We start from the raw sequence: 22,037 nt of genomic DNA on the forward strand, positions 1-22,037 counted from the left end.
AATGGGGAAATAGGTAGGCATACTTTTTTCCCCTTTTAATTTAAAGGAACATGATACACCACTTAAAAGGAAAATTAGTAGAGAAAAACCCAACTCATGTTATTATTGAATGTGGTGGGGTTGGCTATTTTGTAAATATTTCTTTGAATACTTTTTCAAAGTTGCCGGAACAGGAAAACATTTCTGTATTTACGCACCTACAAGTGAAAGAAGATTCTCACACACTCTTCGGTTTTGTTGAAAAATCAGAGCGTGAGATTTTTAGATTGTTGTTATCGGTTTCCGGTATTGGCTCAAGTATAGCAAGAACTATGCTTTCTTCAATGTCACCTTCTCAAGTAAGGGATGCTATTGCCAATGGTGATGTTGCTTCAATACAAGCTGTAAAAGGTATTGGTGCCAAAACTGCCCAGCGTGTAATTTTAGACCTTAGGGATAAGGTCTTAAAAGTTTACGATATAGACGAACTTTCGGTAAGTACAAACAATACAAATAAAGATGAAGCGTTATCTGCTTTAGAAGTTCTAGGCTTCGCACGTAAACAATCAGAGAGGGTTGTCGATAAAGTGCTAGGTCAAGATGCTTCGCTAAGTGTCGAGAATATAATTAAACTCGCGCTCAAAAATTTGTAATAAGTTTGAAAAACGGGGTAACTAAATTTCTTAAAATTTCTTTTAAGCACATCTTTGTATTCTTTATGTTTTTGGGTTCTATAACTTCGGTTGTGGCTCAAGAGACTGAAGAGCAGGAGATTGATTCTGTGAAAACTGGTTTTGATTTGGGTAGCATCCTAATTGAGAATCCAGATAGTATTGTATCTAGATATATTTACGACCCTAATTTAGATCGCTATATCTACAATGAAAGTGTTGGCGAATTTAATATTGGTTATCCGATTATTCTTACACCGGAACAGTATTTTAAGCTGATCGAAGAAGAAGGTATTAAGTCTTACTTCAAAGAAAAATCAGACGCTTATGCCGGTAAAAAAGAAGGTAGTGAAGAAGCCCGAAAAAATCTTCTTCCTAATTTTTATGTAAATAATGATTTCTTTTCTACCATTTTTGGCGGTAATACTATTGAGATAATTCCACAAGGATCCGTTGCAATGGATTTGGGGGTTATATGGCAAAAGAATGATAATCCGTCTTTATCACCTAGAAATAGAACTAACCTTTCGTTCGATTTTGATCAGCGTATTAGTCTTAGTATGCTAGGGAAAATTGGAGAGCGTTTACAAGTGACGGCCAACTATGATACGGAGGCAACTTTTGATTTTCAGAATATCGTAAAATTGGATTATACCCCAACGGAAGATGATATCATTCAATCCATAGAAGTAGGTAACGTTAATATGCCACTTAATAGCTCACTGATTTCAGGAGCGCAAAGTTTATTTGGTGTAAAGACCAAATTACAGTTCGGTAAAACTTCTGTAACGGCTGTTTTTTCAGAACAACGTTCGCAAAATAATACGGTAGTTGCCCAAGGTGGTGGTACAGTAAATGAGTTTTCTTTATCTGCGTTGGACTATGATGAAAACAGACACTTTTTCTTAGCGCAATATTTTAGGGATAACTATGATAATGCACTTTCTTCTTACCCTTATATACAGAGTCAAGTGCAAATTACCCGTATAGAGGTTTGGATTACCAATAGAACCCAACAAACCTTGAATGTACGTAACGTGGTGGCCATACAGGATTTAGGTGAGGCAGATATTACCAAGACCAGGGTTGGTCAAAACAATGGTAGTGCAAGTGGATTTTTCAACGGTCCTGCCGATTTAAGACCTAGAAACAACGCCAATGATTATGATCCTGCTTTAATTTTGAGCGGTAATGGTGCATTGAACGATAACATAAGAGAAATTGCAACCGTAGAAAGTGGGTTTAATGCCGGCAGTTTTGCAGGTGGTTACAGTCCTAATCAAGGGTTTGATTATGCATATCTAGAAAATGCACGAAAGTTGGAACAAGGCAGGGATTTTGATTTCAACTCTCAACTGGGGTACATTTCTTTAAACCAACGCCTAAGTAATGATGAGGTTTTAGGTGTTGCTTACCAGTATACTTTTCAAGGTCAAGTATACCAAGTAGGTGAATTTGCAAATGGAGGTATAGAAGCTACTACGGTTACACAAGATGTAAGTACGGTAATTGAAAACAATACTTTGATTCTTAAGCTTCTTAAAAGTAATATTACCAATATCACTGATCCAATTTGGGATCTTATGATGAAGAACATTTACGCAACCGGAGCTTACAGTTTAAGCCAAGAAGATTTTAAGATGAATATCTTATATTCTGATCCTACTTCAAGAAACTATATTACGCCTATTGAAGAAGGTCCTGGTTCTGGTTGGCCAGAAGGTTTAGAAGAACGTATTCTATTAAATGTATTCAACTTAGATAGGTTAAATGTCTACAATGATATTCAGCCCGGTGGAGATGGTTTTTTTGATTTTATCAGTGGTCAGACTATTGATATACAGAACGGTAGAATAATATTTACCAAAGTTGAACCTTTTGGGGAGTTTTTATATGAGCAATTGGAAAATGGTAATAGTGGTCAGTACGATGTAACCTCTGGTTATAATGCCAACCAAGAGCAGTATGTATTTAGAGATATGTATGCCTTGACCAAAACGGCAGCACTGCAAGACCCTGAAAAAAATAAGTTTTTATTAAAAGGTACGTATAAATCAGAAGGTAGTAATGGTATTTCTATTGGAGCATTTAATGTTCCGCAGGGATCCGTAACGGTAACCGCTAATGGTAGAACATTACAAGAAGGTATAGATTATACGGTAAACTATCAATCGGGTACGGTTCAAATTTTAGATCCAAGTTTAGAGGCTTCCAATGTTCCTATTAATATTTCAGTAGAAAACAACGCGGTATTTGGACAACAAACACGTCGTTTTACAGGTGTTAATGTAGAGCATCAATTCAATGAAAAATTTGTTTTAGGAGGTACATTGTTAAACTTGAACGAAAGACCCCTAACCCAGAAATCTACATACGGAGTGGAATCTGTGAACAATACCATTTTTGGGTTGAACACTAATTTTTCTACTGAGGTTCCTTTTTTAACCCGTATGGTAAATAAGCTGCCTAATATAGATACAGATGTGCCTTCTAACATTTCCGTAAGGGCAGAAATGGCCGCTTTGATACCAAGTTCACCTAAAAACGCAGATTTTGAAGGGGAGACCACTACTTATTTAGATGATTTTGAAGGTGCGCAGGCCTTAATAGATATTAGAGCTTCGCTTGGTTGGTCTCTAGCAAGTATGCCTTTGGAGTTTGGTAATGATGATCAATCTTTTGGTAGTTCTCCAGATGATCCAAATAATTTATTAAATGGTTATAATAGGGCAAAACTGTCTTGGTATACTATTGATCCAATTTTCTATACTACGCAAAGACCATCAACAGTTAGTGATGATGATATTTCCACCAACGCTACACGTAGGGTGTATATAGATGAAGTTTTTCCAGAGACCGATGTGGCACAGGGGCAGACCCAGGTGCAGTCCACTTTGGATATGGTATATTACCCATCGGTAAAGGGACCGTATAACAATAATCCAGATTTTGAAAACGAAGCTCCTACAGAAAAATGGGGTGGAATGATGCGTTCTTTGAGCAGTACAGATTTTGAACAGAGTAATGTAGAGTTTGTTCAGTTTTGGGTGATGGATCCTTATGTAGATGGTATTGCAAATGGGGCAGGTGAATTGGTACTTAACTTGGGTAATATATCTGAGGATATTTTACGTGATGGTAAAAAGCAGTATGAAAACGGTTTGCCTGGTGTTGATAGTAATGATTTTGTTTCCCCTACTTCATGGGGAGAGGTGCCGGCAACACAATCTTTAGTGTATGCTTTTGACGCCGATGAAAATAACAGGGTATTACAGGATATTGGTTTTGATGGTTTGGATGATGCACGTGAAGTAGACGTATATACCAACAATGCTGGTGATGACCCTGCATTGGATAACTATGTATATTATTTAAATAGGGAAGGTAGCATATTAGAAAGATATCAAGACTTTAATAATCCACAAGGTAACTCACCTGTTTCGGTAACAAATACCGATAGAGGTTCTACAACCCTACCTGACGTAGAAGATGTTGATAGGGATTTGACCATGAATACGGTGAATAGTTATTATGAGTATAGAATTGCCATAAAGCCAAATACTACAATTAATGACGAGTATGTAACCGATATTATAGAAGGTACCGCTAGTGGGGATTTTAGAATACCTAATGGAGACGAGGTTAATTACCGTTGGATCCAATATAAGATTCCGTTAAGTGACTTTACCGATGCGGTGGGTGGTATTACGGATTTTAGGTCTATTAGTTTTATGCGTATGTATATGACCGGTTTCAATAGTCCTACTGTTCTACGTTTTGCTACTTTGGATTTGGTTAGGGGAGATTGGCGTACATATACAAATACGCTGCAAGATCCAGATGTGGATAGTGATCCTTCTGATGACGGTACTACTTTAGATGTAAACACGGTAAATATTGAAGAGAATAGTAGTAGAACTCCAATTCCATATGTTCTGCCTCCGGGCGTTATAAGAGAGCAGTTAAATAATAACAATACTATTATTAGACAGAATGAGCAATCTCTCTCCTTGACGGTATCAAACCTAGAGTCTGAAGATTCACGCGGAGTATTTAAAAACTTGAATGTTGACATTCGTCAATATGAGAAATTGAAAATGTTTATTCATGCCGAGAAGATTGTAGATAGTGATTATGCAGATACATCTACACCATTGGTTGGTTTTTTAAGAATGGGTACAGATTTTACCCAAAACTATTACCAAATAGAATTGCCTTTGGAATTCACTCCTTTTACAGCTGTTTCAGATGAAGAAATATGGCCGGAAAATAATGAAATGAACATTGCACTTAGTGATTTGACCAAGGTGAAATCGCAATGGATCGCTGATGGTGATCTTAATGATGTTCGTTTCTTTGAAATTGAAAACGGGGAAGTGATTCCTGTTGGTGAGTTCGATGTGCGTACGCCCGGCAGATTACGTATTGGTATAAAAGGTAATCCGTCTTTGGGTAGTATACGTACTATGATGGTGGGTGTAAAAAACCAAGATATATTACCGGCAAGAGGTGAGGTGTGGTTCAATGAACTTCGTTTAGCAGGTTTGGACAATAATGGAGGGTGGGCAGCTATTGCCGCTGTAGATGGCAATATTGCAGATTTTGCCAATTTTAGTGCAACGGGTAGTAAGAGTACTTCTGGTTTTGGCTCAATAGATCAAATGCCAAATGAACGTGCCCGTGAAGATGCGGTTTCGTATGATGTGGTTACCAATGTTAACGTTGGTCAATTGCTGCCTAAGAAATGGGGCATACAGTTACCTTTTAATTATGGTGTTTCTGAACAATTGATTACACCGGAATTCGACCCTGTTTATGATGATTTAAAATTAGAGGATAGAATTGCTGCAGAAGATACCCAAGAGGGTAAAGATGAAGTTTTGGAACAAGCTGAAGATTATACTAAGCGTACCAGTATCAACTTAATTGGGGTTAGAAAGGATAGAGGTGAAGAGGCCGATGCCAATTTTTATGATATTGAAAACTTTACCTTTAACTATAGTTATAATGAAACTGATCATAGAGATTTTGAAATTGCAGAGTTAAGGGAACAAAGTGTAAATACCGGTTTTGTATATAATCATAGTTTTGACCCTGTAGAGGTAGCGCCTTTTGCTAAAAAAGATTCCCTTTTTACAGGCAAATATTGGAAATGGTTAAAAGATCTTAACTTAAACCTGTTGCCATCTAATATAGGGGTTACTTCAAATATCAATAGGCAGTTTAATGCACAGCGTTTTAGGGATGTATATACTGATGGTGAAGATAGACTTGAGTTGCCAGAATTGCAGCAGCGTAACTATTTGTTCAATTGGCAATATGCGGTCAATTATAATTTGACCAAATCGCTACGTTTGAATTTGACCGGTTCTAACAATAATATAGTTAGAAATTATTTGAACGAAGATGAACCTTTAGAGTCAACGGATAGAATTAATAATGAGTTGGGAATGTGGGACGGCTTCTTTGATGTTGGTGAGCCTAACAGGCATTCTCAGCAAATGCAGTTGAATTATGATGTGCCTTTTTCTAAAATACCTGCATTGGATTTCATTAGTACACAATATTCATATACCAGTAATTTTGATTGGCAAAGAGGTGGAGATGCGTTGTTTGAAGTAGCGGGGGAATACATTAATACGGTACAGAACGCCAATACGCATACTATAACGTCATCATTGACCATGCAGAAGTTCTATGATATGCTTGGACTTAAAAAGCGCGAAGCGCCAAGGGCAGGAGCAAGAGGACCTATCCGAAGGGACAAATCCGGTGCATTGGCAGAAGATCAAGAAAAAATAAAAGGTAAGACTAGTGATTTGTTCAATACCGTAGTAGATATTGTAACTATGGTTAAAAGATTGAACCTGAACTATAGTGAGAACAATGGAACGGTGCTTCCGGGTTATACACAATCTGTTGGGTTTGTTGGTACTACCAAACCTACCATTGGTTTCTTGTTCGGTAGTCAGTCAGATGTCCGTTTTGAAGCTGCTAGAAATGGTTGGTTAACTGGTTTTGAAGATTTCAATGAGCAATTCATCCAAAGAACAAATAAGCAATTGAATATTACCGCTACGGCCCAACCTACTAAAGATATTACGATAGATTTAGTAGCGGACCGTCAATATTCGGATAGTTACCAAGAAAACTTTAATGTTGTTGATCAAGAATACAACCTGCAGCTAGGTAACAATTATGGTAGTTTCAGTATTTCTACTATGATGATAGGTACGGCCTTTGGTAAGAGCGATGAGTTTGATTCAAGTACTTTTCAGCAGTTTAAGGATAATAGGATTACAATAGCCAATAGGTTGATCGCTGATCGATCTCAACCTGTGGGTGATCTAGATGAAGATGGTTTTCCTCAGTTATACGGTAAAACGCAACAAGAGGTATTGTTACCAGCGTTCTTTGCGGCATATACAGGGCAAGATGCTGAGCGTGTAAACTTAGATACCTTTAGGGATATTCCTATTCCTAATTGGAACATTAAGTATACCGGACTAATGAAGAGTAAATGGTTTAAAAAGAAATTCAAACGTTTTTCTTTGAGTCATGGATATCGTGCATCATATAGTATAAACTCGTATCAAACGAATTTAGAAAAGGTGCAATTGGTTAAAGATGGTCAAGATGCTGTTAATGCTGAAAATCTTGACATTTTACCAGACTTGATTTTGAACAACGTAGTTTTAACAGATCAATTTAATCCGTTGATCCGTGTAGATTTTGAAATGATCAACTCGGTAAGTGTCTTAGCGGAAGTTAGAACAGATAGAGCCTTATCATTAAGTTTTGATAATAATTTAATGACAGAGATCAATGGTAAAGAATATACGGTTGGTTTGGGCTATCGCTTTAAAGATGTAAAATTCGTTACCAATATTGGTGGTAATAAAACAAGGTTAAAAGGTGATTTAAACTTAAAGGCCGATGTTACTTTAAGAGATAATATTACCATCATTAGAAATTTGGATATCAATAACAATCAAATTACTTCGGGTCAAAATTTAATGTCATTGAAGTTTACGGCAGATTATGCATTGAGTAAAAGCTTGAACGCCCTGTTTTTTTACGATCATTCATTCTCCAAATTTGCTGTATCTACTGCCTTTCCACAAACTACGATTAATACAGGTTTTACACTTCGTTATAATTTTGGTAATTAATACGGTTGTTTCGTAAAAGTATGCCCCAATAATTATGTAGGCTTTTAAACAAATCATTACATAGGTAAATATTTTGATAACCTAAGTTGAAAACTTTACATTTGCCGAAGTAAAAAATAATAATAGATTATAATGAACATACCAGCTGAATTAAAATATACAAAAGATCACGAGTGGGTTAAAATAGACGGTGACATTGCTACGGTAGGTATTACAGATTTCGCACAAGGTGAATTAGGTGATATTGTTTATGTAGAAGTAGACACTTTAGATGAAACCTTGGATCGTGAGGCTATCTTTGGTACTGTTGAAGCGGTTAAAACGGTATCTGATTTATTTTCCCCATTATCAGGTGAAATTGTTGAGTTCAACGAAGGTTTAGAAGATGAACCTGAAAAGGTGAATTCTGATCCCTATGGAGAAGGTTGGATGGTGAAAATTAAATTTAGCGATGCAAGCGAACTAGATGATTTGTTGAGTGATGCTGCATATAAAGAGATAATTGGTGGTTAAAAACACTATTTTCAAAGTACTTTTCATAAGCTGGATGATGTTCGTAACATTTTTCAGCTTATTTTCTTTATCGGGTGTTGGTACTTCCAGGTTCAACATACCGCATATGGATAAGGCCGTGCATTTTACCTTTTACTCCGTTATGGTGGTCTTAGGTTATTTGGCAATGAGGAGCAAAACAGTCCAGCAGGCCAAACGTTCTAAGTTGTTGTGGTACATTGTTTTATTTGCTGTAACATACGGCATAATTATTGAGGTATTACAACATGTATTGACGACTGATCGTCACGGTGATCCTTTAGATGCACTTGCAAATTCAATAGGGGCTTTTGTAGGAATGTTTGTCATAAGATTTCTATTTTTTAGAACCCCGTCGTTAAAATGAAAATTTTAGTTGCATTTTTATGGATTAATTAGTTAAATTAGCAATCACTAAATTGAATATATATGGAACCTAAAAAGAATCCAAAGGCGGATTTAACAAAGAACAGCAGTCTTTATTTCGTTATCGGTTTATTTGCAGTAATGTTATTTACTTATGTAGCATTTGAGTGGAAAACTTATGATGAGGTAAACGATTATGATATTTCTATGAATGTGGATGATCTTTTAGATGAAGAAGTTCCAATGACAGAACAGATCAAAACTCCACCACCGCCACCGCCACCAGCTGCACCAGAAATTATTGAGGTTGTAGAGGATGAAGAAGAGGTTGAAGAAACTGTAATCGAGTCTACAGAAACTAGTCAAGAAGAGGAAATCGTTGAGGTTGAAGACGTTGTTGTAGATGAAATTGAAGAGGATGTAGATGTACCTTTCGCAGTAATTGAAGATGTACCTGTATTCCCAGGTTGTGAAAATGAAAGTGATAAAAGAGCTTGTTTCAATAAAATGATTCAAAAGCACATTGGTAAAAACTTCCGTTACCCAGAAATTGCTCAAGAAATGGGTGTTCAAGGTAGAGTTAGTGTAATGTTCGTAATTCAGAAAGATGGTAGTATCGGTAACGTAAGAATGCGTGGTCCAGATAAAAACCTTGAAGCTGAAGCTGCTAGAATTATCAACAAGTTACCTAAAATGACACCGGGTAAACAAAGAGGTAGAGCGGTACGTGTTCCTTTTAGTATTCCAATTAACTTTAAGTTACAGTAACAATATATTAGAATTTATTTGTAAAAAGATCCTGAGTTAAGCTCAGGGTCTTTTTTTTGTTTCAACTTTTTAGTGAATACCAAGGTAAACATTAACGTTGATCAGATTTATTGGAATTTTATTTAAATGCAAATGGTGACATTTTCAATAAATCTAGAAATAAAGGTTTTAGGTTGCAGAAATATGACTAGGGCGTTATCTTTGCAGACCTATTTTAAAAAGTATGAAGACGGCCGTTGGTTCTGCAAAGAATAGTGCATTTGCATTGATTTTTGCCGATTTTAAGGAGATTACCAAAGCTAGATTAGCTATTAGTGTCGTTTTTTCTTCCTTAGCAGGTTATTTCCTGGGTGCTTACGAAATACAATGGGGGCAAGTGCTTCTTTTGGCTTTTGGTGGTTATTGTATGGTAGGTGCCAGTAATGCTTACAACCAGGTCATTGAAAAAGATTTGGATGCCTTGATGAAGCGTACTAAGAATAGACCAATTCCCGCTGGGCGTATGTCTGTAAATATTGCCATGGTAGTGGCTATAGTACTTACTTTGTTGGGTGTATTGTCTCTGTACCTTCTGAATCCAAAAACTGCCATGTTTGGTGCTATATCCATATTCCTCTACACTAGCGTATATACACCTTTAAAAACAATAACCCCGTTAGCGGTATTTGTAGGTGCAATACCAGGAGCAATACCTTTTATGTTGGGTTGGGTAGCTGCTACAAATGATTTTGGAATAGAACCTGGAACACTATTTATGATTCAGTTTTTTTGGCAGTTTCCACATTTTTGGGCCTTAGGTTGGATGTTGGACGATGATTATAGAAGCGGGGGTTTTAAGATGCTTCCCACAGGTAAGAAAGATGCAGCTACCGTACTACAAATAATAATGTACACTATTTGGATGATGGCGGTATCTATAATACCGGTATTTGGTATAACGGGTAGATTGCAGTTGTCAATAGTGGCAGCTATTGTTATTTTCTTGATGGGTGCGGTTATGCTAGGCTTTGCTTTTCAGTTATATAGAAATAGGGATAACGTTTCCGCAAGAAAATTAATGTTGGCAAGTGTTAGTTATATAACATTAATGCAAATAGTGTACGTAATAGATAAATTTTTAGCTTAAATATGGATTTAACACAGGGTACGGAGGCAGAGAAAAAAGCTAGGGCGAAAAAAATGATGCTTTGGTTTGGTATTATTAGCCTTCTAATGAGTTTTGCAGGCTGGACAAGTGCATACATAGTTAGTCGCTCTAGAGAAGATTGGGTTAGTGAAATTCAATTGCCAAATGCTTTTTTGTATAGTACGATCGTTATAATCATCAGTAGCGTTTCGTATATGTTGGCAAAAAAGGCTATTAAAGATGGAGAAAAAGCCAGTGGTACTAAATGGCTTTGGATAACGTTAGGTTTAGGGATATTGTTTGTGTTGCTTCAGTTTTCTGGATTTTCAGAAATGGTGGCCAAAGGATATTATTTTACAGGGCCAACAAGTGGTATTAAGGTTTCCTTTGTATTTTTAATTGCAATGGTGCATGTAGTACATGTGGTGGCGGGTATGTTATCATTATTAGTGGTGTTATACAATCAAAACAAAGGAAAATATAGTCCGGAAAACTATTTAGGTGTTACCTTAGGGGCTACATTTTGGCATTTTTTAGATTTATTATGGATCTATTTGGTGTTATTTATGTTCTTTGTAAAATAAAATGTGAATCAAAATTAGTTTTGGTGCAAATTGCGTTTTTAAATAGTTCAAAAAGATGTAAATTTGCTAAAGTTTTATTAAAACGATAAATAATTATATGAATTCTACGGTGACTACGGGAACGGAAACAAGCGTATGGGGTGGAGGTAATCAACCCTTAGGAGCGAGCTATGGTAAAATGATGATGTGGTTTTTCATTGTTTCAGATGCTTTGACTTTCTCTGGATTTTTAGCAGCTTATGGCTTTTCAAGATTTAAGTTTATTGAAACATGGCCCATTGCGGACGAGGTGTTTACACACGTTCCTTTCTTTCATGGTAATTATCCCATGATTTATGTGGCTTTTATGACGTTTGTTTTAATTATGTCATCTGTAACTATGGTATTGGCTGTAGATGCAGGGCATAAAATGAAAAAGAATGCCGTTATCTGGTACATGTTCGCTACGGTAATCGGTGGTATAATCTTCGTTGGTTCTCAAGCATGGGAGTGGGGAACTTTTATCAAAGGTGATTACGGTGCTTTAGAAACTAAAGGAGGTAGAATTTTGCAGTTTGTTGATGCTGGTGATACCGAAAAGAGAGTTGCATTGTCAGATTTTGCAACTTCTATTCCAAGTGAAAGAACTGAGCACGAGAGAAAGAATGGTATTTGGTTTTATCAAGAACCAGGACTTACAAGTGTTTCTTTAAATGAAGTTGTAGAAGGCTTTAAGGCTAATCCTAATATTTTGATCAGAACTGAATTGATCAATGAAGAAGGTAAGAAGACCGTATTGGATAGAAAGGCTTCTTTGGCTAAATTGGCAGATGCTACACAAGTTGTGGAAGGTGCTAACCTAATTCATAATGAATATGGAAGCAGATTGTTTGCAGATTTCTTTTTCTTTATCACAGGTTTCCACGGTTTTCACGTTTTCTCAGGCGTAGTGATCAATATTATTATTTGGTTTAATGTTATTCTTGGTACTTATGAAAGAAGAGGACATTATGAAATGGTAGAAAAGGTTGGTTTATACTGGCACTTTGTAGATTTAGTTTGGGTATTTGTATTTACCTTCTTCTACTTGGTATAATCCTTTTAACAATAAACAGCATTACTGTAAATAGAATTTTAGATTAAAGTAACATGGCAGACGGACATAAATTAGAGATTTTTAGAGGGCTTGTAAAGTTCAAATCTAACACACAGAAAATCTGGGGAGTATTGGCATTTTTGACCTTAATAACTGCAGTAGAGGTAGTTTTAGGTATCATTAAGCCAGCATCATTAACCGATACCTATATATTGGGCATGAAATTGATCAATTGGGTGTTTATCATATTAACCTTGGTAAAAGCGTATTATATAGCTTGGGATTTTATGCACTTACGTGATGAAAAATCTTCTCTAAGAAGAGCCATAGTTTGGACACCAATATTCTTAGTCATTTATTTGACGTTTATCCTTCTGGTTGAAGCTGATTACATTTATAATGTTTATAAAGATGGTTTTATAAGTTGGAACTTCTAGGGTATAATTAACAATATTAAAAGACGGTTATATAACCGTCTTTTTTATTTTTGTATACTTTCTATTTAACAATTGTTTTATGAAGATCTGTTGTGTGTTTCAATAGATTGCTTTACTGATATATGAAAAAGACCTTTGTTCTTGTTGTCTTGTTTGTGCTGCCTATTGTGGCGTATATGTTCTTTGCGTCTGGTGTAACCAATTTTGGTAAATTATCTCAACTTACTAAAAATGTTCAGGAGCTGAACTTTGCACCTGAGACCCAATTAAAGAATAAAATAACCGTATTAGGTTTTTTGGGTTCCAATGTTGAAGGTAGAAAAGGTAATGCCTTTAATTTAAATCAAAAGATATATAAGCGCTTTTATGAGTTTAACGACTTTCAGTTTGTAATGTTGGTATCTCCTGAAGATGAATCAAAAGTAAATACGCTTAAAAAGGAATTGGCCACCTTGGCAGATAACGAAAAGTGGAAATTTGTGTATGCAGATACAGAGCAGATTAATTCACTGTTTACTAGTTTAAAAATAGATATTGAGCTAGATTCAGAAAATAGTACTCCTTATGTTTTTATAATTGATAAAGATTTAACTTTAAGAGGTAGGTCAGATGATGAAGATGATGGTACCAAATATGGTTTTAATTCTAATTCGGTAGCGGATCTAAACAACAAAATGGTTGATGATATTAAGATCATTTTAGCAGAGTATCGTTTGGCCTTAAAAAAGAATAACGCAGATAGATCTAAATAATGAATAAAAAATATACATACGTTTGGGTTTCGTTAATTGTTCTGATTTTTGGAATTATTGTGGTTCCAAGAATAGTCAATAGATTGTCTGATGGTTCGGTGGTTGAGAATGATCGTTTGAATACCTCTAGTAAAATCGATAACGAAAAACTTGGCTATATTTTATTGAATGGAAAACGAAGAAAAGTACCTTCGTTTCAGTTTTTGAACCAAGACAGTATTCTGGTTTCTGATAAGGATTATTTAGGTAAGGTCTATGTTGTGGATTTCTTTTTTACAAGGTGTCCTAGTATTTGCCCTGTAATGACGACCAACTTGGTAAATATTCAGAAACATTTTAAAAGTGAGGATCACTTTGGGGTAGCTTCATTTAGTATAACGCCTGAATTTGATACGCCCAAGGTATTAAGGGAATACCAAGAAAAGTACCATATACAAGACCATAATTGGAATTTAATGACCGGCGATCAAACAGCCATTTATGACCTGGCCAATGCCGGATTCAATATTTTTGCGGCAGAAATGCCAGATGCGCCTGGCGGGTTTGAACATTCCGGGTTATTTGCTTTAGTAGATAAGGAAGGCTTCTTAAGATCTAGAATTGACGAGTTCGGTAATCCTATCGTATATTATCGCGGAGCAATTTTAGAAGAGAAGGGCGTCAATGATCATGGTGAAACGGAAGAAATAGGCATAATTAAAGCCGATATTAAAAAGTTGTTGGAAGAATAAGAGTACAGATATGCAAGGTAAGGTTCAAGACGAAAAAAAATTCAATAGGCTAATTGCTATAGTTTCTATAGTTATACCTATAGTTGTTGCAGCTTTGTTTGGGGTTAAATTACCCAATGTTGAACCTCTGTCATTTTTACCACCAATTTACGCTGCAATAAATGGTTTAACTGCGGTTCTACTTGTGGCAGCTGTTTGGGCTATTAAGAATGGTAATGAAAAATTACATCAGAATTTGATGACTACAAATATTGTACTTTCGTTATTGTTCTTGGTAATGTATATTGCCTATCACATCACCTCGGATTCTACAAGTTATGGGGGTGAAGGCGTAATCAAGTATGTATACTATTTTATTTTGATTACCCATATTATATTATCCATTGCGCTAATTCCGTTAGTGCTACGAACCTATGCTTTAGCTTATTTAGGAAAATTTGAAGACCATAGGGCATTGGCAAAATATACTTTTCCTATTTGGTTCTATGTTGCGGTTACCGGTGCTGTGGTTTATTTAATGATATCTCCGTATTATGCATACTAAATATTTATTTTTAATATTGATTTTATTAGTGCTTTTAACACCAGTGGATGTGGAGGCTCAATGTGCAATGTGTAGAGCCGTGCTAGAGAGTGAATCCACTGGCAAAGCAGCGGAAGGTATAAATAATGGCATAGTTTATTTAATGGCCGTACCATATGTTTTGGTGGCAGCACTTTTCTATTTTATTTACAGGAAGATGAGGGCATAATGCTCATTTTTAATTTTTTTCAAAAAAAACTGTAACATTCTTTCAATTGGTTAGTCTTATGATTGTGTGGCACTTGTATTGCATTCATCAATCAATCATACTAATCAATCAATCTTATGTTCGATCTAGAACGTTGGCAAGAAATTTTCGATACTATTCGTAAAAATAAATTACGAACATTTCTTACCGGACTTTCCGTTGCTTCAGGCATTTTTATACTGGTCATTTTATTGGGTTTTGGTCAAGGCATGCAAAATGGAATTGCCAAAGAATTTGAACAAGATGCTGCTACAAGTGTTTGGGTTTGGCCAGGGGTAACCACTGTTGGTTATAAAGGTATGAACCCAGGTAGACCTATTCAGTTTAGAAATGAGAATTATGAAATGGCCGGTGTTTTGTTTCAGGAACAAATAGAGAATGAATCTCCAAGGTTATTTGTTAGAGATGTATTTGTCAATTTTGGTAGTGAATCATTGGCATATAATGTTCAAGGGGTTTCACATCAATTTCAATTTATAGAGAATGAGTTTATGACCCTTGGGAGATTTCTGAATCAACAAGACGGTGACTCTAAGGCCAAGGTTGCCATTATCAGTAATAAGATCAATAGGGAAGTATTTCATGAATTGGAAAGCCCTATTGGTGAGTATTTAGATTTGTCCGGAATTCCATTTAAAATCGTTGGGGTTTATGGGGATATAGGCGGAGAACGGGAAGAAGATCGTATTTATATACCTATTAGTACGGCACAACAGGTTTTCAATGGTGCGGATTATTTGAATAACCTTGCGTATACGCTTCCTCCAAAAGAAGATTTTGAAGCAGCTGTACAACAATCCATTAAATTTAAAAATGAGCTTAAATCATATTTGCAAAAAGCACATACGGTAGCGCCAGAAGATACTAGCGCCATACAGGTGTATAACCCTATGGAAGAAGCCAAGCGCTTTTATGCTTTAATGGGGGGAATAAAATTTTTCTTTTGGTTTGTTGGGGTATGTACCATTATTGCGGGTATAGTGGGGGTAAGTAATATTATGCTAATTGTAGTTAAAGAACGTACTCGAGAAATAGGTATTCGTAAGGCATTAGGTGCAAAGCCTTGGTCTATTGTAGGTATGATATTGCACGAAGCCATTTTTATTACGGCAATAGCGGGTTTTACTGGTCTTATTTTAAGTATGGGATTGTTGGAGATCGTAGGTCCGCATGTAGAGGTAGATTATGTTTTGAATCCGTCGGTAAATTTCAATGTGGCCTTAACAACCGTATTTGTATTAATCATTGCCGGAGCCATAGCTGGATTTTTCCCGGCATGGAGAGCTGCTAAAATTCATGTGATAGAAGCTCTTAGAGATGAATAGTTGTAAAGGAGTAAGTATAATAATTAAGCAATGACCCATGTTCAATAGAGACCGGTGGAAAGAAATTTTGGAAGTTTTGTCTAGCAATGTTTTTAGGACATTGGCTACTTCCTTTGGCGTAGGTTGGGGTATATTCATACTAATCATTCTTTTGGCGGCAGGTAAAGGCTTGGAGAACGGTATTAGGGCAGATTTTGGTGACATTGCTACAAATACCATGTTCATGTGGTCTAGAAATACAACAATGCCCTATAAAGGATTGCCAAAGGGTAGGCGTTTTAGTTTTAAGTTAGAAGATGTTCAGGCCATTAAGGACAATGTACCTGATCTTCGCTTTATTTCTCCTCGTAATCAATTAGGAGGTTTTAGAGGGGCAAATAATGTGGTCCGCGGATTAAGAACGGGTGCATTTAATGTTTATGGGGATTATCCTGAAATCATAAAACAAGAACCTATGACGATAACCTCGGGTAGGTTTGTGAATCATAATGACATACAGGATAAAAGAAAGATTGCGGTAATAGGCGACGGTGTTAGAAACGAATTATACGATCAGGGTGAAACCGTAATTGGGACGTATATAAAAATACAAGGTGTCAACTTTATGGTGGTGGGTACCTATCAAAAGAAAGATGACGGTGGTGGTGAAGAAGGTCAAAAAGAAATATATGTGCCGTTTACGGCTTTTTCACAAGCATTTAATACAAGTAATGATGTAGGGTGGATGGCCATTACCGCCAATGATGGTAGTTCTATTTCCGATTTGAAAGAGAAAATAGTTGGCGTTGTTAAGGAAAAAAGAAAAATTCACCCAGATGACAAACGTGCCGTAGGATATTTTGACCTTTATGAGCAGTTTAATCGTGTAGAAAGTTTGTTCGGTGCATTGCGGTGGGTGGCCTACTTTGTTGGAGTATTGGTTTTGCTGTCCGGTATTATTGGGGTAAGTAATATCATGCTGATCGTTATCAAAGAACGCACAAAGGAAATTGGAATTCGAAGAGCATTGGGCGAAGCACCTTGGTCCATAAAAAAACAAATTTTAATGGAATCTATTTTCTTGACAATAATATCGGGTATGATAGGTATTGTCTTCGGGGCGGCAATTATTTATGGCGTAAATGCAGTGTTAGATTCCGTAGGTCCAGTAGATATGTTCATCAACCCAAGTGTAAGTTTAGCGGTTGTGGTAAGCGCACTGATCATCTTGGTATTTTCAGGCTTGTTGGCAGGTTTTATTCCTGCCCAAAGTGCCATAAAGATTAGACCTATAGAAGCATTAAGAACAGAGTAAATCATCAACAAAATTTAATCGATCATAAAATGAAAAAGTCAACAACTATTATTGTACTCCTATTAATTGTTTTCGCCTTTGGCGGATCAATGTTCTATCTCTATTCCAAAAATGCAGAAGACCCTGTTGTTTATTTAACGGAGGAACCCTCTAAACAGACCATTATCAAAAAGACCATGGCTACGGGCAGTATTTTACCATTGGAAGAAGTGTTGATCAAGCCAAACATTTCTGGTGTTATAGAAAAGATTTTTGTGGAAGGTGGAGATTATGTGAAATCTGGAGATCTATTATGTACAATAAAGGTAGTGCCTAACCTTAGTGCGCTAAATGATGCCAGGAATAATATAGATGAAGCCAAAATTAATTTAGATGATCAATTGCGAAATCTAGAACGCCAAAAAGGATTGTTTTCTAAAGGAGTGATTTCAAAAGTAGATCTGGAACGCGCCCAGGTTAGTTACGATCAATCTAAACAATCATATGCCGCCGCAAACAAACGCTATGATATAGTAAAGACCGGTACAACCTCTGGTTATGGTAATGCTGCAAATACACAAATAAGGGCAACGGTCAGTGGTATGGTTTTAGAAGTGCCAGTAGAGGTAGGTAATCAAGTTATAGAAAGTAATAATTTTAATGAAGGGACTACCATAGCCGCTATCGCTGATGTTGATAAAATGATTTTTGAGGGCAAAGTAGATGAGTCCGAAGTAGGTAAGATAAAGGAGAATCTGCCTCTTGAAATAACTGTAGGAGCCATTGAGGATAAAACTTTTGATGCTGTTTTGGATTACATAGCCCCAAAGGGAAACGAAGAAAATGGTGCCATACAATTTGAAATAAAAGGAACATTGAAGAAACAAGATTCTGTATTTATTAGAGCTGGGCTAAGTGCTAACGCATCCATTATTTTGGCACGTGCAGATAGTGTTTTAGCCGTAAAGGAGGCTTTGGTGCAGTTTGATGACGAGACTAAGAAACCCTTTGTTGAAATAGCTACCGGTGATCAACAATTTGAAAGACGAGATATAGAACTTGGTATAAGTGATGGTATTCATGTTCAAATAAACTCCGGTATAAATGAAGGTGAAAAAATTAAGGTGTGGAACGAGATAAAGCCCGATGAGCTTGCCGATAATGAATAAAATTGAAAATATATTTTAATTGATGTAACAAATTTATGACTGCATAGTCTAATGATTAGACAATGTAAAAATTGTTCAAAATAACAACCAACATGATTCAAATAAAAGATCTTCACAAGTCCTATAAAATGGGCAAGAATTCACTTCACGTTCTAAAAGGCATTAATTTTAATGTTGAAGAAGGGGAGTTGGTAGCTATCATGGGTTCTTCCGGTTCTGGTAAATCAACCTTGCTAAACATACTGGGTATGTTAGATAGTTCTGATTCCGGAGAGTATATACTGGATAATGTTCCAATCAAAAATCTAAATGAAACCAAGGCGGCTAGATATAGAAACAAGTTTTTGGGCTTTGTTTTTCAATCTTTCAATCTGATCAATTATAAAAGTGCTGCAGAGAATGTTGCATTGCCATTATATTATCAAAAAGTCCCAAGAAAAGAGCGTCAAGAAAAGTCACTTGAATATTTGGAGCAGGTTGGTTTAAAAGAGTGGGCAGGTCATTTACCAAGTGAGCTGTCAGGTGGTCAAAAGCAACGTGTTGCCATTGCTAGGGCATTGGCGGCAGAACCCAAAGTGTTGTTGGCAGATGAGCCAACCGGTGCGTTGGATAGTAAAACTTCTTATGAGGTTATGGATCTAATCCAGAAAATTAACGATGCCGGCAATACTATTTTGATAGTAACGCATGAACCCGATATAGCAGATATGTGCAAGCGTATTGTTCACTTAAAGGATGGGGTAATCATTGAGGATAAGAAAATAGAACAAGTTAGAGCCGAGCAATATGTTTGATAGAGACATTTGGCAAGAAATATATCATAGTATTAGCAACAATAAGCTTAGAACTTTCTTGACGGGATTTTCGGTTGGTTGGGGAATATTTATTCTTGTATTGCTATTGGCTTCGGTAAAAGGTATGCAGAATGGTTTTACATTACAGTTCAGTGATGATGCTACAAATTCCATTTTTGTGAGGACCGGTACTACATCTTTGGCTTATGGCGGATTTGAGGCGGGTAGAAGAATTCAAATGACCAATGATGATATTGAATATATCAAAAGAAGCTTTCCAAATGACATTGAATATATAAGTCCTAGGGTTTATCAAAATACATCGGCCCGCTATAAAAGTGAAACGGGTAGTTACAATATACAAGCGGTTTACCCGGATCATCAAGCTATAGAAAAGACCATAGTCAATAAAGGTAGGTTCATTAATACCAATGACTTGATCAATGCGTCTAAAGTAGCTGTAATAGGAAGAAAGGTAGAAGAAGATTTGTTTAAGAACGAAGATGCGATAGGGAAATTCGTTGAGTTCAACGGTTTGCCTTTTAGGGTCATCGGTACATTTACAGATGATGGTGATGACAACGCAGAACGCAATATCTATGCGCCAACCAGTACCTACCAGAAAATGTACGGTCAAACAGACCATATTGATCAAATTGCATTGACCTATAACCCAAATTATGATTTGACCGAGGCTTTGGCGTTTTCAGATAGATTGGAAAATGTTTTTAGAAGAAGGTTTAAAATTGCACCACAAGACCAAGCGGGCATTAGAATATTTAATTACGCAGAGGTTTTTGAAGACATCAGCAACTTTACGGGAGGTTTGGACATTGCGGTAATCATCGTGGGGCTTTTGATCCTATTGTCGGGTATTGTAGGTATCGGCAATATCATGGTGTTTATTATTAAGGAACGTACCAAAGAGATCGGAGTACGTAAAGCTTTGGGAGCAGAACCTTGGTCCATTATAAAATTGGTGTTGTTCGAATCTGTATTTATTACCGCTTTATCCGGATTCATAGGTTTAGGAATTGCAACAGGATTATTGGCGGCAATTGGTCCAAGTATTAAGACCGGGGCTTTTGCAAATCCGTCGGTTAGTATGTCTATGGTAGTTACCGCCACAGTAATATTGGTTGTAGCGGGCGTACTTGCAGGATTAATTCCGGCAATGAAAGCGGCGAAAGTGAAACCAATTGTAGCATTAACGGATAAGTAGTATGTGGATATTTGATAGAGATTTATGGTCAGAGATTTTTGCCACATTGGGTAAGAACTTGTTTCGTACTTTTTTGACAATGCTCGGTGTAATTATAGCCATGATTATTTTGGTGTTGTTGTTGGGTGGAGCAAACGGAATGAGTAACGGTTTTCAAAAGATTTTTGCAGGTACCGCATCTAACAGTTTGTTCGTGTGGAGCCAAAGTACCTCTGAACCGTATAAGGGCTTTGAGAGAGGAAGAAGAATTCAGTTCAAGTTAGAAGATGCCACAATCTTAAAAGAACAAATTCCAGAGATAGAAGTGCTAGCGCCAAGAATTGAATTGGGTAGTCATAGGGGTGTTGTTACCGTATATAGAAACGGACTTACAAGTGGTTCATCAGTTTATGGTGATTACCCTAACATTGACGATATCATGAAAAAGAAACTGGTAGAAGGCAGGTTCTTGAACGAAAATGATATGACCGAGTCAAAAAAGGTCTGTGTTATTGGTGAAGAGACCTATAAATTGCTATTTGAAAAAGGAGAAAATGCTATTGGTGAAGATGTACGTATTAACGGGGTATTCTTTAATATCGTAGGTATTTATAAACCAAATCAGAATATCAATATTGACGGTGAGAATTCGGTTTATATTCCGTTCTCTACATTTCAAAAAGCTTTTGGTTCCGGTGATAGAATGGGTTGGATGGCAATCTCTGTTCAGGCGGACACTAAGGTGCCTGTAGTTGAAAGTCAGATAAAGAGATTGTTGAAGAACAAATATGATATCAATCCTACAGATGAACGTGCTATTGGCAGTTTTGATATGTCTGAAGTGTTTAACAATGTATCTGCCTTTACGGGTGTATTACAAGGGGTGTCATTTTTTGTAGGGATCTTGACATTGCTTGCCGGGGTTATTGCCATTAGTAATATTCTTTTGATCACGGTTAAAGAACGTACCAAAGAAATAGGAATTAGACGTGCATTAGGTGCAACACCAAGTGTGGTAAAGAGACAAATTGTTTTAGAGTCAATAGTAATTACGGTATTCGCAGGGTTTGTTGGTTTTGCCATTGCAATAGGCTTTTTAGCATTGGCAAATAATATGATTGGCGAGAACAGCGATATGCCATTTTATAACCTAATGATCAATATTCCCCAGTTTATAGGTTCTTTTATTTTAATGGTAGGGTTAAGTGTTTTAATAGGTTTAATACCTGCGAACAGAGCCATTAGAATTAAACCAATAGACGCACTAAGAGAAGAGTAACAGACCAAATAAT

General features: G+C 36.5%; 19 protein-coding genes. All 19 read left to right on the forward strand.

Annotated features, from left to right (window positions below; genetic code table 11):
* Positions 1-50: 50 nt before the first annotated feature.
* The 19 genes from ruvA to YQ22_RS11230 all read left to right on the forward strand — a co-directional run bounded on the left by ruvA (position 51) and on the right by YQ22_RS11230 (position 22,024).
* On the forward strand, positions 51-632 hold the full coding sequence (gene ruvA / locus YQ22_RS11140) for a Holliday junction branch migration protein RuvA (protein ID WP_071341266.1): 582 nt from the start codon (positions 51-53) through the stop codon (positions 630-632).
* A 65-nt stretch (positions 633-697) separates the two neighbouring features.
* Positions 698-7,822, forward strand: coding sequence for a T9SS outer membrane translocon Sov/SprA (sprA, locus tag YQ22_RS11145; protein WP_083414240.1), 7,125 nt, complete (start codon positions 698-700; stop codon positions 7,820-7,822).
* Between the two features lie 132 nt (positions 7,823-7,954).
* On the forward strand, positions 7,955-8,335 hold the full coding sequence (gene gcvH, locus YQ22_RS11150) for a glycine cleavage system protein GcvH (protein WP_058103937.1): 381 nt from the start codon (positions 7,955-7,957) through the stop codon (positions 8,333-8,335).
* Positions 8,328-8,720 carry a VanZ family protein gene (locus YQ22_RS11155; RefSeq protein ID WP_156894561.1) on the forward strand — a complete coding sequence of 131 codons (393 nt, stop codon included), beginning with the start codon at positions 8,328-8,330 and terminating at the stop codon, positions 8,718-8,720. Before gcvH ends, YQ22_RS11155 begins: the two co-directional genes overlap by 8 nt.
* 62 nt (positions 8,721-8,782) lie before the next feature.
* Positions 8,783-9,487, forward strand: a complete 705-nt coding sequence (locus tag YQ22_RS11160; protein ID WP_058103935.1) for an energy transducer TonB — start codon at positions 8,783-8,785, stop codon at positions 9,485-9,487.
* A 223-nt stretch (positions 9,488-9,710) separates the two neighbouring features.
* On the forward strand, positions 9,711-10,613 hold the full coding sequence (gene cyoE / locus YQ22_RS11165; protein ID WP_071341268.1) for a heme o synthase: 903 nt from the start codon (positions 9,711-9,713) through the stop codon (positions 10,611-10,613).
* Positions 10,614-10,615: 2 nt separating this feature from the next.
* Complete coding sequence (locus tag YQ22_RS11170; RefSeq protein WP_071341269.1) at positions 10,616-11,197, forward strand: cytochrome c oxidase subunit 3; 582 nt, start codon at positions 10,616-10,618, stop codon at positions 11,195-11,197.
* A gap of 97 nt (positions 11,198-11,294) precedes the next feature.
* A complete protein-coding gene (locus YQ22_RS11175; protein ID WP_071341270.1) occupies positions 11,295-12,272 on the forward strand; it encodes a cytochrome c oxidase subunit 3 in 978 nt (325 codons plus the stop codon).
* Positions 12,273-12,325: 53 nt separating this feature from the next.
* The gene (locus YQ22_RS11180) at positions 12,326-12,709 is read left to right on the forward strand and encodes a cytochrome C oxidase subunit IV family protein (RefSeq protein WP_058103931.1); all 384 of its coding nucleotides are present in this window, start codon (positions 12,326-12,328) and stop codon (positions 12,707-12,709) included.
* Between the two features lie 122 nt (positions 12,710-12,831).
* Entirely contained in the window at positions 12,832-13,461 is a 630-nt protein-coding gene (locus YQ22_RS11185; protein ID WP_071341271.1) for a hypothetical protein, read from the forward strand.
* Positions 13,461-14,192, forward strand: coding sequence for an SCO family protein (locus tag YQ22_RS11190; RefSeq protein ID WP_071341272.1), 732 nt, complete (start codon positions 13,461-13,463; stop codon positions 14,190-14,192). Before YQ22_RS11185 ends, YQ22_RS11190 begins: the two co-directional genes overlap by 1 nt.
* Before the next feature lie 10 nt (positions 14,193-14,202).
* Entirely contained in the window at positions 14,203-14,736 is a 534-nt protein-coding gene (locus YQ22_RS11195; protein ID WP_071341273.1) for a DUF420 domain-containing protein, read from the forward strand.
* The gene (locus YQ22_RS19335; RefSeq protein WP_071341274.1) at positions 14,726-14,944 is read left to right on the forward strand and encodes a hypothetical protein; all 219 of its coding nucleotides are present in this window, start codon (positions 14,726-14,728) and stop codon (positions 14,942-14,944) included. Before YQ22_RS11195 ends, YQ22_RS19335 begins: the two co-directional genes overlap by 11 nt.
* 116 nt (positions 14,945-15,060) lie before the next feature.
* Positions 15,061-16,308, forward strand: coding sequence for an ABC transporter permease (locus YQ22_RS11205; RefSeq protein ID WP_058103926.1), 1,248 nt, complete (start codon positions 15,061-15,063; stop codon positions 16,306-16,308).
* 37 nt (positions 16,309-16,345) lie between these two features.
* Positions 16,346-17,602 (forward strand): ABC transporter permease, encoded by a 1,257-nt coding sequence (locus YQ22_RS11210; RefSeq protein WP_071341275.1) that lies wholly within the window; start codon positions 16,346-16,348, stop codon positions 17,600-17,602.
* 29 nt (positions 17,603-17,631) lie between these two features.
* Positions 17,632-18,750, forward strand: a complete 1,119-nt coding sequence (locus YQ22_RS11215; RefSeq protein ID WP_071341276.1) for an efflux RND transporter periplasmic adaptor subunit — start codon at positions 17,632-17,634, stop codon at positions 18,748-18,750.
* Positions 18,751-18,842: 92 nt separating this feature from the next.
* The gene (locus tag YQ22_RS11220) at positions 18,843-19,544 is read left to right on the forward strand and encodes an ABC transporter ATP-binding protein (RefSeq protein WP_071341277.1); all 702 of its coding nucleotides are present in this window, start codon (positions 18,843-18,845) and stop codon (positions 19,542-19,544) included.
* Entirely contained in the window at positions 19,537-20,766 is a 1,230-nt protein-coding gene (locus YQ22_RS11225; RefSeq protein ID WP_058103923.1) for an ABC transporter permease, read from the forward strand. Before YQ22_RS11220 ends, YQ22_RS11225 begins: the two co-directional genes overlap by 8 nt.
* A 1-nt stretch (position 20,767) precedes the next feature.
* The gene (locus tag YQ22_RS11230; RefSeq protein ID WP_058103922.1) at positions 20,768-22,024 is read left to right on the forward strand and encodes an ABC transporter permease; all 1,257 of its coding nucleotides are present in this window, start codon (positions 20,768-20,770) and stop codon (positions 22,022-22,024) included.
* Positions 22,025-22,037 lie beyond the last annotated feature (13 nt).

Source organism: Maribacter sp. 1_2014MBL_MicDiv, assembly GCF_001865655.1.
Taxonomy (GTDB): domain Bacteria; phylum Bacteroidota; class Bacteroidia; order Flavobacteriales; family Flavobacteriaceae; genus Maribacter; species Maribacter dokdonensis.

Excerpts from the sequence above, each read along its gene's own strand:
- cyoE (WP_071341268.1), top strand. The coding sequence starts at position 9,711 with ATGAAGACGGCCGTTGGTTCTGCAAAGAATAGTGCATTTGCATTGATT.
- YQ22_RS11210 (WP_071341275.1), top strand. The coding sequence starts at position 16,346 with ATGTTCAATAGAGACCGGTGGAAAGAAATTTTGGAAGTTTTGTCTAGC.
- sprA (WP_083414240.1), top strand. The coding sequence starts at position 698 with ATGTTTTTGGGTTCTATAACTTCGGTTGTGGCTCAAGAGACTGAAGAG.
- YQ22_RS11190 (WP_071341272.1), top strand. The coding sequence starts at position 13,461 with ATGAATAAAAAATATACATACGTTTGGGTTTCGTTAATTGTTCTGATT.
- YQ22_RS11225 (WP_058103923.1), top strand. The coding sequence starts at position 19,537 with ATGTTTGATAGAGACATTTGGCAAGAAATATATCATAGTATTAGCAAC.
- gcvH (WP_058103937.1), top strand. The coding sequence starts at position 7,955 with ATGAACATACCAGCTGAATTAAAATATACAAAAGATCACGAGTGGGTT.
- YQ22_RS11185 (WP_071341271.1), top strand. The coding sequence starts at position 12,832 with ATGAAAAAGACCTTTGTTCTTGTTGTCTTGTTTGTGCTGCCTATTGTG.
- ruvA (WP_071341266.1), top strand. The coding sequence starts at position 51 with ATGATACACCACTTAAAAGGAAAATTAGTAGAGAAAAACCCAACTCAT.
- YQ22_RS11215 (WP_071341276.1), top strand. The coding sequence starts at position 17,632 with ATGAAAAAGTCAACAACTATTATTGTACTCCTATTAATTGTTTTCGCC.
- YQ22_RS19335 (WP_071341274.1), top strand. The coding sequence starts at position 14,726 with ATGCATACTAAATATTTATTTTTAATATTGATTTTATTAGTGCTTTTA.
- YQ22_RS11175 (WP_071341270.1), top strand. The coding sequence starts at position 11,295 with ATGAATTCTACGGTGACTACGGGAACGGAAACAAGCGTATGGGGTGGA.
- YQ22_RS11195 (WP_071341273.1), top strand. The coding sequence starts at position 14,203 with ATGCAAGGTAAGGTTCAAGACGAAAAAAAATTCAATAGGCTAATTGCT.
- YQ22_RS11170 (WP_071341269.1), top strand. The coding sequence starts at position 10,616 with ATGGATTTAACACAGGGTACGGAGGCAGAGAAAAAAGCTAGGGCGAAA.
- YQ22_RS11220 (WP_071341277.1), top strand. The coding sequence starts at position 18,843 with ATGATTCAAATAAAAGATCTTCACAAGTCCTATAAAATGGGCAAGAAT.
- YQ22_RS11180 (WP_058103931.1), top strand. The coding sequence starts at position 12,326 with ATGGCAGACGGACATAAATTAGAGATTTTTAGAGGGCTTGTAAAGTTC.
- YQ22_RS11160 (WP_058103935.1), top strand. The coding sequence starts at position 8,783 with ATGGAACCTAAAAAGAATCCAAAGGCGGATTTAACAAAGAACAGCAGT.
- YQ22_RS11205 (WP_058103926.1), top strand. The coding sequence starts at position 15,061 with ATGTTCGATCTAGAACGTTGGCAAGAAATTTTCGATACTATTCGTAAA.
- YQ22_RS11230 (WP_058103922.1), top strand. The coding sequence starts at position 20,768 with ATGTGGATATTTGATAGAGATTTATGGTCAGAGATTTTTGCCACATTG.